At 71.9% G+C, this 16,638-nt stretch carries 12 protein-coding genes and 1 pseudogene; 8 read left to right on the forward strand and 5 right to left on the reverse strand.

Features of this window, described 5'->3' with window-relative positions; translation table 11 throughout:
- Positions 1-9: 9 nt before the first annotated feature.
- Positions 10-1,008, reverse strand: coding sequence for a TerC family protein (locus N8J89_RS30175; RefSeq protein ID WP_283660389.1), 999 nt, complete (start codon positions 1,006-1,008; stop codon positions 10-12).
- A gap of 245 nt (positions 1,009-1,253) precedes the next feature.
- Here N8J89_RS30175 and N8J89_RS30180 point away from each other — a divergent pair, with 245 nt between their 5' ends.
- The 5 genes from N8J89_RS30180 (at position 1,254) to N8J89_RS30200 (ending at position 9,218) form a co-directional block, all read left to right on the forward strand.
- Positions 1,254-1,532 (forward strand): antibiotic biosynthesis monooxygenase family protein, encoded by a 279-nt coding sequence (locus N8J89_RS30180; RefSeq protein ID WP_252483973.1) that lies wholly within the window; start codon positions 1,254-1,256, stop codon positions 1,530-1,532.
- Entirely contained in the window at positions 1,529-1,834 is a 306-nt protein-coding gene (locus N8J89_RS30185; protein ID WP_283660390.1) for an antibiotic biosynthesis monooxygenase family protein, read from the forward strand. The genes N8J89_RS30180 and N8J89_RS30185 overlap by 4 nt, the downstream gene beginning before the upstream one ends.
- A gap of 116 nt (positions 1,835-1,950) precedes the next feature.
- The gene (locus N8J89_RS30190) at positions 1,951-4,860 is read left to right on the forward strand and encodes an alpha/beta fold hydrolase (RefSeq protein ID WP_283660391.1); all 2,910 of its coding nucleotides are present in this window, start codon (positions 1,951-1,953) and stop codon (positions 4,858-4,860) included.
- Positions 4,857-5,750: an ABC transporter permease gene (locus N8J89_RS30195; RefSeq protein ID WP_283660392.1), complete on the forward strand. Its 894-nt coding sequence runs from the start codon at positions 4,857-4,859 to the stop codon at positions 5,748-5,750. The genes N8J89_RS30190 and N8J89_RS30195 overlap by 4 nt, the downstream gene beginning before the upstream one ends.
- 270 nt (positions 5,751-6,020) lie before the next feature.
- A complete protein-coding gene (locus N8J89_RS30200) occupies positions 6,021-9,218 on the forward strand; it encodes an AfsR/SARP family transcriptional regulator (RefSeq protein WP_283660393.1) in 3,198 nt (1,065 codons plus the stop codon).
- A gap of 53 nt (positions 9,219-9,271) precedes the next feature.
- Here N8J89_RS30200 and N8J89_RS30205 read toward each other — a convergent pair.
- Positions 9,272-9,544 (reverse strand): annotated as a pseudogene (locus tag N8J89_RS30205) (VOC family protein); the annotation flags it as partial.
- Between the two features lie 152 nt (positions 9,545-9,696).
- Positions 9,697-11,838, reverse strand: coding sequence for an excinuclease ABC subunit UvrB (gene uvrB / locus N8J89_RS30210; protein WP_502868348.1), 2,142 nt, complete (start codon positions 11,836-11,838; stop codon positions 9,697-9,699).
- 133 nt (positions 11,839-11,971) lie between these two features.
- Between uvrB and N8J89_RS30215 the strand changes: the two genes are divergently transcribed.
- Positions 11,972-12,529 carry a hypothetical protein gene (locus N8J89_RS30215; protein WP_283660395.1) on the forward strand — a complete coding sequence of 186 codons (558 nt, stop codon included), beginning with the start codon at positions 11,972-11,974 and terminating at the stop codon, positions 12,527-12,529.
- Between the two features lie 416 nt (positions 12,530-12,945).
- On the opposite strand, the gene N8J89_RS30220 is transcribed toward N8J89_RS30215, so the two are convergent.
- The gene (locus tag N8J89_RS30220; RefSeq protein WP_283660396.1) at positions 12,946-14,073 is read right to left on the reverse strand and encodes a DUF5685 family protein; all 1,128 of its coding nucleotides are present in this window, start codon (positions 14,071-14,073) and stop codon (positions 12,946-12,948) included.
- A gap of 15 nt (positions 14,074-14,088) precedes the next feature.
- Positions 14,089-15,279 (reverse strand): DUF5685 family protein, encoded by a 1,191-nt coding sequence (locus N8J89_RS30225; RefSeq protein WP_283660397.1) that lies wholly within the window; start codon positions 15,277-15,279, stop codon positions 14,089-14,091.
- A 195-nt stretch (positions 15,280-15,474) separates the two neighbouring features.
- Here N8J89_RS30225 and N8J89_RS30230 point away from each other — a divergent pair, with 195 nt between their 5' ends.
- Together N8J89_RS30230 and N8J89_RS30235 are read left to right on the forward strand one after the other, a co-directional pair.
- Entirely contained in the window at positions 15,475-15,966 is a 492-nt protein-coding gene (locus tag N8J89_RS30230; protein WP_283660398.1) for a ribonuclease FAU-1 family protein, read from the forward strand.
- Between the two features lie 326 nt (positions 15,967-16,292).
- Entirely contained in the window at positions 16,293-16,637 is a 345-nt protein-coding gene (locus tag N8J89_RS30235) for a DUF402 domain-containing protein (RefSeq protein WP_283660399.1), read from the forward strand.
- Position 16,638: the final 1 nt, after the last annotated feature.

A 16,638-nucleotide genomic window follows, 5' to 3' on the forward strand; every position in this document is an offset into this window, starting at 1 on the left:
AGTTCGCCGTCACTTGGCGGCGGCCGCCTCGTCCTTCTTGGCGTCGTTGCGGGTCTTGAGCAGGCTGGCCACGGTGGTGATGATCAGCACGCCGATGATGAACGGCAGCGAGACCTCGATGCCGATGTGCGGGGCCCAGGAGATCGGCTTGCCGTCGTTGAGGAACGGCAGGTTGTTGGAGGCCAGCGCCTCGAACACCAGCTTGAAGCCGATGAAGCCGAGGATGACCGCCAGGCCGATGTGCAGGTACACCAGGCGGTTGAGCAGGCCGCCGATGAGGAAGTACAGCTGCCGCAGGCCCATCAGCGCGAAGGCGTTGGCGGTGAAGACCAAGTAGGGCTCCTTGGTCAGCGCGAAGATCGCCGGGATCGAGTCGACCGCGAAGAGCAGGTCGGTCAGGCCGATCGCCAGCATCACGATGAACATCGGGGTGACCCAGCGCTTGCCGTCGATCTTCACGAAGGACTTGGCGCCCTGGTAGTCCTTGGTCACCGGCAGCACCTTGCGGGCGTAGCCGACGAGCTTGGGCTCCTTGAACTCCTCCTCGTTGCCCTCGCCCTGCCGCGCCTGCTTGTAGGCCACGAAGAGCAGGAAGCCACCGAAGATGTAGAAGATCCAGCTGAACTGCTCGATCAGCGCCGCGCCTGCCGCGATGAACGCGCCGCGCATGACCAGTGCCAACAGGATGCCGATGAGCAGCACCTTGTGCTGGTGGATCGAGGGGACCGCGAACGTGCTCATGATGATCACGAACACGAACAGGTTGTCGATACTCAACGAGTATTCGGTGATGTAGCCGGCAAAGAACTCCCCGGCGTACTGGGATCCGGAGAAATACCAGAGCCCGAGTCCGAAGAGCACCGCGGCGGCCACGTAGAAGATGACCCAGCGGGAGGCCTCCCCGACCGTCACCTCGTGCGGTTTGCGGTCGACGATCACGAGGTCGATCGCGATCAGGGCCAGTAGTCCGACCACAGTTGCGATCCACAGCCAAGCGGGGACGAGCACAGTTCACCTCCGGTTCATGGGCACACGCCACCAGACACACGCCACTGACCGGAGGTCTCTTCCACCGGACCAGAGGCCGGTCGACGGCACCGGGACGTCACTGGGGACGGCCGTGATGACGATGTCGCCGCGAAGGAATACTCCCCTCCAAGCGGTGTAACGTTCTCATGTGAACCCTGAAGTCCACCAGTAGGGGTGATCCGGGGCACTGTTGAAGGCCCCCTTGGGGTGAAAAGATCTCCCCCATGGTGCTGGAGATCACCGAGCTCCTGCTCCGTCCGGGCGCAGAGGAGCGGTTCACCGCGTTCGCCGAGGTCACGGTGCGGCGACTGCTCACCGAACCCGGCTGCCTCTCGGCCAGGCTGACCAGGGGCCTGGAGAACCCGAGCCGGTTCGTGCTGCTGGTGGAGTGGGAGACGATCACCCGTTCGGCTGCGCCCACGCGGCAGTGGCCGCCGGAGCTGACCCCGCTGTTCGCCGCCCCGCCGCTGATCGAGCTGTTCGACCCGGCGGGTGCGCCGTGATCCTGACCATCACCGAGCTGCTGGTCGTGCCGGGCGCGGAGGCGGAGTTCCTGATCGCGGTGGACAAGGCGCTGCCCGAGCTGCTCGCCGCCGCCGGCTGCCACTCCGCCCGGCTGGTCCGCTGCACCTCCGCGCCGGAGCGGTTCGTGCTGCTCTCGGAGTGGGCGACACTGGAGGCGCACACCGAGGACTTCTACCGCTCGGAGGCGTTCCTGCGCTGGCGGGACGCGGTCAGCGAGCACCTGTGCGAGCCGCCCAGGGTGGAGCACGCCGAGGACCTCACCGGACTGATCACCCGGTGATCGACATCTCACCCGCGCCGGACCCACAGAGTTGGGGTTTCCCCCTGCACACCGGATCTATACCGATTCGGCTGGGCCACACACTCCCCTGACCAACGTTGGCCTAGCTTGGCGTTGTGCCCCGGCCCTCCCGTGCCCGCAGGACATGGTCCCTGCTCGCTGTCGTCGCCCTGCTGCTGATCGCGGCCGGCGGCTTCTGGTGGTCCCAGCGTGACGAGGTCAAGCCCACCGTCAGCCAGCGCGAGCTACGCCTGGACGTGGTGGACGGACCGCGCAAGGACGAGCCCATCCAGCTCGACGCCACCCTGTACCTGCCGGAGCGGACACCGGCCCCCGCGGTGATCGTCGCGCACGGCTTCGGCGGCAACAAGAACAGCGTCGCGCAGGAGTCCCGCGAGCTGGCCGAGCGCGGGTTCGTCGCGCTGGCCTACTCCGCGCGCGGCTTCGGCGCCTCCACCGGGCAGATCGCGCTGAACGCGCCGGAGTACGAGGTCGAGGACGCCAAGCAGCTCGTGGACTGGCTGTCCCGGCAGCCGGAGGTGACCAAGGACGGCGACAACGACCCCAAGGTCGGCGTCACCGGCGGCTCCTACGGCGGCGCGCTCGCGCTGATGCTGGCCGGGTACGACCGCAGGGTGGACGCGATCGCGCCGGTGATCACCTGGAACGACCTGAATCAGGCGCTGCTGCCCAACGCCGGGAGCACCCAGCCGCTGGCCGCGGGCACTCCCGCGGCCGGCGCGTTCGGCACCGACGGGGTGTTCAAGCGGACCTGGGCCGGACTGTTCTTCTCCGCCGGGCTCGGCCCGGCCTCGGTGGCCGGTGGCGAACCGCGCGGCGAGGCCCCCGAACCCGGCAGCAGCACCACCAGCCAGCCCGAACCGCTGCCCGGCGCCGGTGACGCCGGCCAGGGCCAGGACCGTGGTCAGGGCATGGGCCGGCCCGGCGAGGGCCAGCCGCGCGGGCAGGAGCTGACCTGTGGCCGGTTCCGGCCCGAGGTGTGCGCGGCCTACCGCGAGGCGGCCACCACCGGCCGCGCCTCCCAGGCGACCGTGGACCTGCTGCACCGGTCCTCCCCGGCCAGCGTGACCAACCGGATCACGGTGCCCTCGATGATCGTCCAGGGCGAGGCGGACACCCTCTTCGGCCTGGACCAGTCCGATGCCAACGCCCGCCAGATCGCCGCGGCCGGCGGCAAGGTCAAGACGGTCTGGTACGCCGGTGGCCACGACGGCGCAGCGCCGGGACCGGCGCTGCGCGCGGAGATCGGCCAGTGGTTCGACTTCCACCTGGCCGGCCGCGGCGCGGACCCCGGCACCGAGTTCGAGTACGCGGTGCAGGGCTCGTTCCGGCGCACCGGCGCTCCGGCGGTGCGCACCGTCTCGGTGTCGAACTACCCCGGCCTGGCCGGTCCGGACAACGCGCCGGTGCAGCAGCAGAAGATCGCGCTGACCGGGCCGGAGCAGCCGGTGCTCAACCCGGCAGGCGGCAACCCCGCGGCGCTGAGCGCGGTGCCCGGCCTCAGCGGCCGGGTCGGCGGCGGCAGCGGCGGCAGCGCCATCGCCACCAACCTCGCGGTGGACATCCCCGGCCAGTTCGCCGCCTTCGGCTCCGAGCCGGTGACCGAGCAGGTGCTGATCGCGGGCGCGCCGCAGGTGCGGCTGAAGGTCAGCGGGGTGCCCGGCCAGCCGAACCCCGGCGAGGCGGTGCTGTTCGTCAAGCTCTACGAGGTCGCCAAGGAAGGCCAGCGGACCCTGGCCGGTGGCGCGGTCGCCCCGGTCCGGGTGAAGGACCTGCCGCAGGACGGCAGCCCGGTCGAGGTCACCGTGACCCTGCCCGGCGTGGTCCGCCCGGTGGCCGAGGGCAACCGGCTGATGGTGGTCGCCGCGACCACCGACCAGTCCTACGCGCCCAGCGTGGACCCGGCGGTGTTCCGGGTCGGCCTGGCCGGGGACAACGCGCTGGCGGTGCCGCTGGTGCCCGGCCAGCGCTCGGCCGGTGTGGTCCCGTGGGGCACGCTGGCCGGGATCGGCGGGGTGCTGGCGGTCGCGCTGATCGCCTCGGCCGTGGCCGCGATCCGCCGCCGCCGGGCCGACGACGTGGACGAGGAGCTGCTGGAGACCCCGCTGGTCATCCGCGACCTCACCAAGTCCTACCCCGGCAAGCTCACCGCGGTCGACGGGCTGTCCTTCACGGTCGAGCGTGGTCAGGTGCTGGGCCTGCTCGGTCCCAACGGCGCGGGCAAGACCACCACGCTGCGCATGCTGATGGGCCTGGTGCAACCCACCGAGGGCGAGATCAGGGTGTTCGGGCACCTGGTGCACTCCGGCGCGCCGGTGCTGTCCCGGACCGGCTCGTTCGTGGAGGGCTCCGGCTTCCTGCCGCACCTGTCCGGCACCGCGAACCTGCACCTGTACTGGGCCGCCACCGGCCGCCCGGTGGCCGAGGCCAGGTTCGCCGAGGCGCTGGAGATCGCCGGGCTGGGCACCGCGGTGCGCCGCAAGGTCGGCACCTACAGCCAGGGCATGCGGCAGCGGCTGGCCATCGCCCAGGCCATGCTCGGCCTGCCGGACCTGCTGGTGCTCGACGAACCGGCCAACGGGCTGGACCCGCCGCAGATCCACCACATGCGCGACGTGCTGCGCCGCTACGCCGAGACCGGCCGCACTGTGGTCGTCTCCAGCCACCTGCTCGCCGAGGTGGAGCAGACGTGCAGCCACGTGGTGGTCATGCACCGGGGACGGCTGGTCGCCGAGGGCGAGGTGGCCGAGATCGTGGCCGGCGGCGGCGAGGTCAGCTTCCGGGTGGACAACCCCTCCGACGCGGTGATCGCGCTCAAGGCGGTCGACGGCGTCGGCGAGGTCAGCGCCGAGGGCAGCACGGTGCACGCCGACCTGGGCGCGCTGCCCCGCTCAGTGGCGGTGAACGCGCTGGTGCACGCCGGGGTCGCGGTCGAGCAGGTCGGGCCGCGCCGACGGCTGGAGGACGCGTTCCTCCAGCTGGTGGGAGAGGAGACCGTGCAGTGAGCGAGGAAACGGCTGTGACGCACCCGCTGACCGACCGCAAGGTCGCCGCGGACGGTTCCATCGAGGGCTACCGGGCCTCGCACACGCTGCCGATCAGGGTGGAGCTGGCCCGCCAGCTGCGCCGCCGCCGCACCCAGGTCACCCTGGCGCTGCTGGCGGTGCTGCCGATCGTGCTGCTGCTGGCCTTCGAGCTGGGCGCCAGCCAGAACGCCCGCCGTTCCGGCGGCCTGGTCGACCTGGCCACCGCCAGCGGGCAGAACTTCGTCACCTTCGCGCTGTTCGCCTCCTCCAGCTTCCTGCTGGTGGTCGTGGTCGCGCTGTTCTTCGGCGACACCGTGGCCAGCGAGGCATCCTGGTCCAGCCTGAAGTACCTGCTGGCCATCCCGGTGCCGCGCGGACGGCTGCTGCGGCAGAAGGCGATCGTCTCCGGCATGCTGGCCATCGCCGGGCTGATCGTGCTGCCCGGCATGGCCCTGATCGTCGGGCTGATCTTCTACGGCGGCGGTGACATGGTCACGCCCACCGGCGAGTCGGTGGCGCTGGCCGACGGGCTCAGCGCGCTCGGGCTGGCCATGCTGTACCTGATGATCCACCTGTTCTGGGTGGCCGGGCTGGCGCTGTACCTGTCGGTGTCCACCGACGCGCCGCTGTCCGCGGTGGGCGGGGCCGCGCTGGTCTCCATCGTCTCGCAGATCCTGGACCAGATCACCGACCTGGGCAGCCTGCGCAACTACCTGCCCACGCACTACTCCTTCGCCTGGGCCGACCTGCTCAGCACCGACATCGACTGGACCGGCATGGCCAGCGGCGTGTTGTCCGCGCTGGTCTACGGCACGGTGTTCCTGATGCTGGCGGCCCGCCGGTTCGCCACCAAGGACATCACCAGCTGAGCGGACCCGGCGGCGCCGGGCAGACGAAAACGGCGTGCGGAGGCCCCTCCGCACGCCGTTCGCGTCACAGCCCAGCATTGGAGATCTTGTGCAACACCCCCTGTTGCAGCGCCTGCGCGCCTAGGCTGGTCCAGATGAGGCGGTGACCCCCAGTCAGGAATCGCGACCTCCTGCCGAGGGCCACCCGTCCTCCCCAGAACGGTCCGGCTGGCCACCTACGAGTCCTCCACCCCGGGTGGCCGGGCGAGCCCGTGCCGAACCATGAACAGGATGCCCCGGACCGGTCCAGCGCCGGTCCAGCGGGAGTCCACTGGGGGTCCGTGGATGTTGTTGCACGTGCTCGGTCCACTGACGGCGAGGGGGCCGGACCGGGAACCCGTGCACCTGGCCGCGCGCAAACAACGGCTGGTGCTGGCCACCCTCGCGCTGCACGCGGGCGCCACCGTCTCGACCGAGGCGCTGGTGCACGCGGTGTGGGGCGAGCAGCCTCCCCGCTCGGCGCCGGGCAACCTCAAGACCTACGTCTGGGAACTGCGCCGCCAGCTGCACCCCGACCTGCGCATCTCCAGCCAGCCCGGCGGCTACCGGCTGGACCTGCCGGCCGACGCGCTGGACCTGTCGGTGTTCAGCGAGCTGCTGCACAACGCGGGCGCCGCGCTCAGCGCCGGTGACGCCGAGCTCGCGCTGCGCCTGGCCGGTGAGGCGCTGGAGCTGTGGCGGGGCACGCCCTTCAGTGAGCTGGACACCGAGGCGGCCCGCGCGGCCGCCGCGGCCGCGCTGGACCAGCGCTGGCTGGTGCAGGACGTGCGGGTGGCGGCGATGCTGGCCGCCGGTCAGCACGACGCGGCCACCGCGGTGCTGCGCGGCCTGCTCGGCGAGGACCCGCTGCGGGAGAAGCTGTGGGCGCAGCTGCTGCTCGCGCTCTACCGCGCCGGCCGGCAGGCCGAGGCGCTCTCGGCGTACCGGCAGGCCCGCGCGGTGGTGCGGGCCGAGCTGGGCATCGAGCCGGGGCTGGAGCTGCGTGAGCTGCACCAGCAAATCCTGCGCGGCGACCCCAGCCTGCTGCGCGCGGCCGAACCGGCGGGCCCGGAACTGGTGGTGCCCCGCCAGCTGCCCCCGGCCACCGGCAGCTTCACCGGCCGGGAGGCCGCGCTGGCCTGGCTGGACGGACTGCTCGACGGCATCGAGGACGGCAGCCCGCTGGGCACGGTCACCGGCAGCGCGGGTGTCGGCAAGACCACCCTGGTGGTGAACTGGGCGCACCAGGTCCGGGACCGGTTCCCGGACGGGCAGCTGTACGTGAACCTGCGCGGCTACGCCCAGGGCCCCGCGCTCGGGCCGACCGAGGCGCTGGCCAGGTTCCTGCGCGCGCTGGGCGTGCGGGCCGAACGGGTGCCTGCCGAGCTGGACGAGCAGGCCGGCCTGTTCCGCTCGCTGCTGGCCGAGCGGCGGGTGCTGATCATCCTGGACAACGCCAGCAGCGCGGACCAGGTCCGGCCGCTGCTGCCGGCCACCCCCGGCTGCGCGGTGGTGGTGACCAGCCGGGACGCGCTGCGCGGGCTGGCCGCCTTCGACGACGCCCGCACCCTGACGCTGAGCGTGCTGCCCACCGCCGAGTCGGTGCGGCTGCTGTCCCGGATCATCGGCGCGGACCGGGTGGCCGCCGACCCGGCCGCCACCGCCGAACTGGCCCGCCGCTGCGCCCACCTGCCCCTCGCGTTGCGGATCGCCGCCGCCGACCTGGCCGTGCACCCGGAGCAGGAGGTGGCCGAGTTCGTCGCCGAGCTGGGCTCCGACGGGCTGATGGGCCGGCTCACCGTGCACGGCGACGAACAGGCCGCGGTGCGCACCACCTTCGGCCTGTCCTACGGCGCGCTCCAACCGGAGACCGCGCACGTCTTCGCCTGCTTCGGCCTGATGACCGGCGACGACCTGACCGCGCCCGCGGTGGCCGCGCTGGCCGGACTGCCCGAGGCGCAGGCCAGGCAGCGGCTGGCCGAGCTGCGCACCGCGAGCCTGGTCGAGCAGTCCGGACCGGGCCGCTACCGCTGCCACGACCTGCTGCGGCAGTACGCCAGGGAACGGATCGAGGCCGAACGCACCCAGGAGGAACGGGACCGGGCGGTGCGCGGCCTGATCGGCTGGTACCTGCGGCACGCCAGCGCCGCGGTCGAGCTGCTCGGACCCGGTTTGGCGCAGCTGGTCGGCACCGCGCTGTGGGCGGAGGACTTCGCCGGTCCGGTGGCCATCGACAGCACCGACGCCGCGATGGCCTGGCTGGACGACGAGCGCGCCAACCTGATCGCGGCCATCCACCACGCCGCCCAGCACGGCCCGCACGACGGCGCCTGGCTGCTGGCCGACGCGCTGCGCGGCTGCGCCATGACCTTCCGCGGCCTGCTCCCCGGCTGGCTGGGCGCCATCAACGCGGCCCTGACCGCGGCCACCGCCGAGCGCAACACCCTGGCCATGGCGGTGCTGCACGACATCCTGGGCGAGACCTACTGGAGCCTCGGCGAGGCCAGCCGGGCCGAGGCGCACTGCCAGTCCGCGCTCAGCGGCTACCGCACCCTGGGCATCGTGCCCTCGGAGGCCAGCGTGCTGCACATCCTGGGCCTGCTGCGCTGGGACCGGGGTCAGCTGGACGAGGCCGACGACCACCACTCCAGGGCGCTGCGCGTGTTCGAGGAGCTGGACGACCTGCCCAACCAGGCCCTGGTCCTCTCCGGCCTGACCGGCGTGGCCTACGCCCGCGGCGACCTGGCCCGCTGCCTGGCCCTGGCCACCCACACCGTGGAGCTCAGCCGCAAGGCCAAGTCCCCGCTGGCCGAGGCCTTCGGCCTGATCGAGCTGGGCTGCGCCCTGCACGAGCTGGGCCGCTACCAGGAGGCCCAGGCCGCCAACACCGAGGCCCGCGACTTCGGCGCCCAGTTCCAGATGGCCTACATCGAGTCCATGGCCCTGCGCGGCCTGGCCCAGCAACGCTCCGCCCTGCGCGATCACGAGGGCGCGCTGCGCCTGTGCGAGCAGGGCCACCGGGTGGCCACCGAGGCCGGTCTCGGCGTGGTCGCGGTGGAACTGCTCAACACGATGTCGCAGTGCCTGCGCCTGCTCGGCCGGGACGAAGACGCCATCCAGCACGGCGAACGCGCCCTGTCCATGATCCGCCAAGCGGAGTTCCGCGTCGGCGAGGTCACCGTCAGCACCGAGCTGGCCCTCACCCACCTGTCCATGGGCGAGCTGGCCCCCGCCGCCGCCAGGGCCCACAACGCCCTCACCGTCGCCCAACGCTTCGGCTTCGGCGTCCTGGAAGGCAAGGCCTGGCACACGGTGGCCCTGGTCCGCCAGGCAGAGGGCGAACTGCCGGCGGCCAGGGAAGCCGCGGAAGCGGCCCTGGCCGTCTTCACCGAACGCGGCCACCCCCTGGGCATCGAGCAGTCAACGGCCCTCCTGGCCACCCTGCCCTGACCCCGCACCCGCCACGCCGCCCCTGTCGCGGTTCGCGGCCGGCCGATGACGCCTCAGGCCACGCAGAACTCATCGCCCTCGGGATCGGCCAGCACGGTGCACCGGCCCGTGGGCTCGTCAACCTCCCACAGCACCCTGGCACCCGCCGCGACCAGCCGCGCGACGTGCTCGCCGACCAGACGGGCCCGCTCAGTCTCGTCCTCAGCGCCCTTGCTGGCGCGGATGTCCAGGGGCACGCGGTTCTTGCCCGCCTTCTCCGCCGGCACCCGCTGGAAGTACCGCCGAGGCCCAAGCCCCTCCGGGTCGACCAGGGCGTCCCAGCTCCCCCTTCGCCACCCGGCCCAGCGCCGCCGCCGAGCCGGCTCCCCGGTCTCCTACCAGTCCCCGCTGAACCGAGCGCCCGTGGCCGCGGCGAACCCCAGCGGTCGGGCGAACCGACCGACCGTGCTGCCGGGCCGCGCCAGTACCCGGCACGCGGTCACTGCACGCCGGCCGCGTCCATCCCGCGCAGCTCCTTCTTCAGGTCGGCGATCTCATCGCGCAACCGACCGGCCAGCTCGAACTGGAGCTCGCGGGCCGCGTTCATCATCTGGTCGGTCAGCTGCTGGATCAGGTCGGCCAGCTCGGCCCGCGGCATGCCCTTGACGTCCCGCTCGACCAGCACGCCGCTGGTGCCCCGCCCGCCGGCCGGCTTCTTGCCGCGGCTGACGTTGCGGCCGGAACCGCCGATCTCCACCGAGTCGGTGTCCTCGGCCTCGGCGTAGACCACGTCCAGGATGTCGGCGATCTTCTTGCGCAGCGGCTGCGGGTCGATGCCGGCCGCCTTGTTGTAGGCGATCTGCTTCTCGCGGCGGCGGTTGGTCTCGTCGATGGCGTGCCGCATCGAGTCGGTGACCTTGTCCGCGTACATGTGGACCTGGCCGGAGACGTTGCGGGCGGCCCGGCCGATGGTCTGGATCAGGCTGGTGCCGCTGCGCAGGAACCCTTCCTTGTCCGCGTCCAGGATCGCCACCAGGGACACCTCGGGCAGGTCCAGGCCCTCCCGCAGCAGGTTGATGCCAATCAGCACGTCGAACTCGCCCAGCCGCAGCTGCCGGAGCAGCTCGATCCGGCGCAGGGTGTCCACCTCGGAGTGCAGGTACCGCACCCGGATGCCCAGTTCCAGCAGGTAGTCGGTGAGGTCCTCGGACATCTTCTTGGTCAGCGTGGTGACCAGGACCCGCTCGTCGCGTTCGGCGCGCAGCCGGATCTCGTGCACCAGGTCGTCGATCTGGCCCTCGGTGGGCTTGACCACGACCTCCGGGTCGAGCAGGCCGGTCGGGCGGATGACCTGCTCGACGAACTCACCGCGCGCCTGCCCCATCTCGTACGGGCCCGGCGTGGCCGACAGGTACACCGTCTGCCCGATCCGGTCGCAGAACTCCTCCCAGTTCAGCGGCCGGTTGTCCAGCGCGCTGGGCAGCCGGAACCCGTGCTCCACCAGGGTCCGCTTCCGCGAGGCGTCACCCTCGAACATGCCGCCGACCTGCGGCACCGTCACGTGCGACTCGTCGATGACCAGGAGGAAGTCCTCCGGGAAGTAGTCGATCAACGTGGCGGGCGCCGAGCCGGCCGGCCGGTCGTCGATGTGCCGGGAGTAGTTCTCGATGCCGGAGCAGAAGCCGACCTGGCGCATCATCTCGATGTCGTAGGCGGTGCGCATGCGCAGCCGCTGCGCCTCCAGCAGCTTGCCCTGCTTCTCCATCTTGGCCAGCTGGTCGGCCAGCTCGGCCTCGATGTCCCTGATCGCCCGCTCCATCCGCTCTGGACCGGCGGTGTAGTGGGTGGCCGGGAAGACCCGCAGCTCGTCGACCTCGCGCACGATCTGGCCGGTGAGCGGGTGCAGGTAGTACAGCTTGTCGATCTCGTCGCCGAAGAACTCGATCCGGACGGCCAGCTCCTCGTAGGCCGGGATCACCTCCACGGTGTCCCCGCGCACCCGGAACGTGCCGCGGGCGAAGGCGATGTCGTTGCGGGCGTACTGCACGTCCACCAGCGCGCGCAGCAGCTCGTCCCGCACGACCTCGTCGCCGACCTTCAGCCGCACCGACCGGTCCAGGTACTCCTGCGGCGTGCCGAGGCCGTAGATGCAGGACACCGAGGCGACCACGATGACATCGCGCCTGGTCAGCAGGCTCATCGTGGCGGAGTGGCGCAGCCGCTCGACCTCGTCGTTGGTCGAGGAGTCCTTCTCGATGTAGGTGTCGGTCTGCGGGACGTAGGCCTCGGGCTGGTAGTAGTCGTAGTAGCTGACGAAGTACTCGACCGCGTTGTCCGGGAAGAACTCGCGCAGCTCGTTGGCCAGCTGGGCGGCCAGGGTCTTGTTCGGCGCGAGCACCAGCGTCGGCCGCTGCAGCCGCTCCACCAGCCAGCCGGTGGTGGCCGACTTGCCGGTGCCGGTGGCGCCGAGCAGCACCACGTGTTCCTCGCCCGCGTTGATCCGCCGTTCCAGCTCCTCGATGGCCGCGGGCTGGTCGCCCGCGGGCTGGTAGTCGGCGACCATGCGGAATCGCCCGTCGGTGCGGACGACGTCGCCGACGGGACGGAACTGCGAGTGTGCGATCACGGGTGCTTCAGCCACGTCTGCGACTGTAGGCGCAGGCACCGACAGTCGGCGATCCCGCCCACCGGGGCCTGTGGATAACTCCAGCCATCGGCCGACCCTGTGGATAACTGATTTCACCGCTGACCCGGCCCCTGCCATGGTGGCCAACGTGAACACAGCGCCCCAGCACCAGCTCCGCCACCACGACTCAGGCCAGTGGCTGTCGCACTTCGTCGGCCACGTCCTCATCGTGTGCCCCCGCTGCGGCGGCCGCGCGGCCGTCGTGCCCAGACCCGGCCTGCCGAAGCCGGAGTCCTGGGACGAGCTGGTGTTCACCCCGCGCCGGCTGGTCTGCGCCGGCTGCGGCACAACCGCGGACTGGGACCCCGCGGCCAAGGGGTCGGCCGGTGTGGCACTGGGCGGCCCCGAGGACCCGTACTTCAGACGACCACTGTGGTTGCAGGCGCGGTGCGCCGGAGAGGTCCTCTGGGCCTACAACCTCGACCAGGTGACCGAGCTGACCGCCTACGTCGGCGCCCAGCTGCGGGAACGCGGCAAGCCCCGGTCGAACCGGTCGATGCTCTCCCGGCTACCACCCTGGATGAAGGCGGCGGCCAACCGCGCCGAGGTGCTCGCCGGTCTGGCCCGCCTGCGCGAGCTGGCCACCCGGTCCGCGCCCGCCGACCGGTCCGACGCCGTGGAGGACTGGGGCGAGGTACGCCGATGACCCGCGACAACCTGGGTCTTCCCGCACCGGTCTCCCCACCCGGCCGAATGCGTCCGACCGACTCCGGAGGGATCCGTCCTTGCGGCCGCCGCCGAAGCCGGCTCGGTCTCCGGCAGCCTCCCACCGGGACCGGCCAGGCCTGCGGTGGTCGGGGTGCGGCTCAACGACCCTCAACGGCAACCAACGCCAAGACCAGCGCGGCCGTCTCTGAGCTCTGCCCCGGCGCCACGCCCGCGTCCTCCGGATGCCAAGACCAGTCGGGCGTGCGGTGCACCTACGCCGAGGGCCGCTACCCGATCACCGCCCTCGACGGCCCGACTGAAGTCCGCGGGCGAGCTGACCGGGCGCCACTCCGGAGAAGTGACCATGGTCCGGGGTCGCACGCCGACGCGGCCCCCAGAGCGGCGACGCTGCGTCTAGCAGTCGCAGGAGCAGTTGGAGCAGCAGCCTTCGCAGCAGCCGCAGGGGTTGCAGCACTCCCCGCAGCAGTTGGTGCAGCAGTTGTCCCGGTGGCACCAGCCCTCTTTGCGCTCCCCGGTCCACGGGTCGTGGTACTCGGTGGCGCAGCAGGTCTGGCAGGTGAACAGGGACAGCGCGGCCACTCCGCAGCCCAGGACCAGTCCGCGTTGCTTGCCCTTGGTCTCGGGGGCCTCGTGCTTGTGCGGGGTGTCCCGTTCGGGCGCGTGCGGGTCGGCCTGGGCGAAGGTGCGCCGGACCGCCTGGTCCAGCTCGTGCGCGAGCAGGGCGTGCACCAGCCGCTGGTCGGTCAGCTCGGCCTCCTTGAGCGCGAGCCGGACGCCCAGCACCGCGTCATCGCACAGCCGCCGCGCCTCGGCCAGGTCCACACCGGTGGCCAGCAGCGGGTTCCAGGCCCCGGCCGCCCGGTCGGCTTCCAGGTCCTCGACCGCGTCCAGCAGGTGCACGATCCGGCCGAACAGCCGACCGGCCTCGCCAAGGGGCGCGGCGTTGTGCGGGCGACCGGCCAGCACCGCGGTGTGCGCGAACGCGGCGCCGGTGGCGGTCTCGGTCGGTTCGGTCACCGCGAGCACCGAGCTGCCCAGCCCGGCCGCGGCCTCCACCTCGGGCTGCCGGTGCACCGCGTCCAGCAGCACCGCGGTGTCGAAGCCAAGGACGGTGCCGGTGCGTCCGGCGCGCTCGGCCCAGCGGGCGGTGAGCTTGCGGGCCACCCCGGCCACCGGCCGGGCGGCGAAGACGCCGTCCGCGTCGGCGACGTGGTCGGAGATCTTGGCCGAGGCCAGGATCAGCGACACCACCGCGGCCAGCCGGGCCCCGTCCCCGTTGGCGATCTCCGCGCCACGCATGCCGCGCAGCGGGCACGGGCCGGCCTTGCGTCGGGCTCGGGCACCGTTCTGCTGGGCCTCCACCAGCGCGGAGATGACCAGGCCGTCGTAGTTGGTCGCGGTGCGCGCGACCTGGCCGTGGTCGTCACGCAGGGCCAGGCACAGGCCGCACAGGTGCGCCCACCAGGCCGCGCGCAGCGACTCGTCCAACCGGTGCCGGCACGGCCGGATGATTCCGAACATCGTCAGTCCCCCTCGTCAACACTGACACTGGCAACCGTCGGCGCAGTTGCCGCAGGCGCCGCCACAGTTGCCGCAGTCACAGTTGCCGCAGTCACAGCTCGAGCAGCCGTCGCAGCAGCCGCCGCACTGGCCCTGGCACCACTGGTTGCACCCGGCCACGCACCGGTCCCAGCCCTCGGTGTTGCAGCGCAGCCCGTCCGTGCGGCAGGACCGCGCGCAGGCCGCGCAGCCCCCGCAGACGGCGAGCGCCAGCCCGGAGCAACCGGCCACCCACGGCCACCGGGCGCGCTTGCCCCTCGGGACCTGCTCGGGTGGCGGTTCCAGCATCGGGAACGGCTCGGTGGGCGGGTCCTGCTGCTGGGCGAAGACCCGGTCGACGGCGTGTTCCAGCTCGTGCGCGAGCAGGGCGTGCACCAGCCCCTGGTCGGCCAGCTCGGTCTCCTTGAGCGCGAGCCGGACGCCCCGCACCGCGTCCTCGCACAGCCGCCTGGCCTCGGCGAGGCCGGTGCCGGTGGCGGTCAGCGGGTTCCACGAGCCGATGGCCGCGTCGGCCGCGCGGTCCTCGACCGCGTCGAGCAGGTGCACGATCCGCCCGAACTGGCGTCCGGCCTCACCGAGGGGCGCGGCGTTGTGCGGGCGACCGGCCAGCACCGCGGTGTGCGCGAACGCGGCACCGGTGGCGGTCTCGGTGGGTTCGGTGACGGTCAGCACCGAGCTGCCCGGACCGACCGCGGACTCCAGCCCGCTCTGGCGGTCGATCGCGGCGAACACCAGCTCGCTGTCGAAGCCGACGATCCGCGACTCCGCGGTGCTCTGCCGGTGCCAGCGCGCGGCCAGCCTGCGCCCGGCGTGCGCGCCGGCGCGGGAGGCGAACGGGCCGTCCCGGTCGGTGACGTGGTCGGCGATCTTGGCCGAGGCCAGCAGCAGGGACACCGCGGCGGCCAGCCGGGCGCCCTCGCCCACCGCGACCTCCGCCCCGCGCATGCCGCGCAGCGGGCAGGGACCGGCGGCGCGACGGGCCTTGGTCCCGGTCCGCTGGGCTTCCACCAGCGCGGAGATGACCAAGCCGTCGTAGTTGGTGGCCGCCCGCGCCAGGTGACCGTGTGCGTCCCGCAGGGCCAGGCACAGCCCGCACAGGTGCGCCCACCAGGCCGCGCGCAGCAGTTCCGGCAGCCGGTGCCGGCAAGGCCGAATGATCCCGAACAAGCCCCTGCCCCCAGTACGAGGCCACCGGTCCCACACCGGTGGCTGGGCGGGATCTTAGGTCGGCAGGACCAGCCAAGTTCACCGTTTCGTGTAACCGTTTTGGTTCCGTCAGCGGAATCATCCGCAACCTGGCCTGGGCAGGATGGCGGCATGATGAGCGCAGCCGCCGAGAGCCCGCACATCCATCCGCCGAAGGTGGAGCTGTTCGACCTCGCCGCGATGACCAACACCGACCCCAAGGGGTTCGTGCGGCGGGTCGAGGAGTACCGGGTCGAGCCGTTCGGTCTCTACCTCGCCCGCCCGGTGGTCGACCACCCGAAGATGACCTACCTGCAGAGCTGGTTGCTGCCGGAACTCGGGCTGCGGGTGTCGAACTGGACGTTCCGGCCGGAGCGGGTGCGACGGCACTACCTCTACCTGGACATCGTCGACGTCGAGCGCGGCCCCGGCGTGTGGCGCAGCGTGGACCACTACCTGGACATCGTGGTCTACCCCGGCGAACGGCTGGAGGTGCTGGACACCGACGAACTACTGGCGGCGGTGAACGCGGGCCTGATAAACACTCCAACGGCCGAACGGGCATTGCAGACAGTGCATCATGCGGTGGAAGGCATCACCCGATATGATTACCTAACCGAGAAGTGGCTGGCGGCCGAAGGTATTTCCCTGACCTGGCGAACCGAATAGCCCATTAGTCGCCGTGTGTCAGCGCGGTCAACCGCCGTTGGTCGCGTGTCGCCTCGCCCTACCCGATCGATACCGATTCGCTTACCAGCCGTGATGTAACAAAACGACCCGGCTTGTCACGGCTCGCGCCCCTCCCACTACTGTCTGGGGTTGTGGGCGCGGTCATCACTCCGCAGCTGGTCGACGTGGTCGACACGTTCACCGCGGTGCGCAGTTATTCGTCGGGAACAACCCGGGAACTCTCCGAGTGCCGGGTGGAACCGTGGGGTCTTCGTACGGAGTGCTGGACTCCGGAAGATCCATTCGCTGAGGCCGAGGTGACCTGGTTGCTGCCAGATCTCAGTCTCCGGCTGACTCATTATCGGCCGCGTTCCCGCCATGCGCGGACCGCGCCGAGTGTGCTGACCGCGGTGCGCGTGCAGCGGGACACCCGCGCATGGCGCACCACCGACCTCCTGCTCGGACTCGCCGTGCCCGGCGGCACCACCGCGCGCATCGTGCGCTCGGAGGAGTTCGCCGCCGCGGTCGCCGGTCAGGTGCTGCGCTCCGCGGACGCCGACCTGGCGCTGCGCGTGGTGCACCGCACCCTGGAGGAGATCAGCAGGCACCGGCACGATCTGGGCGCCTGGCTGACCTCCCGGGGCGTCTACGAGATCTGGCCGCCGCTGTAGC

This window comes from Crossiella sp. CA-258035, assembly GCF_030064675.1.
GTDB lineage: Bacteria > Actinomycetota > Actinomycetes > Mycobacteriales > Pseudonocardiaceae > Crossiella.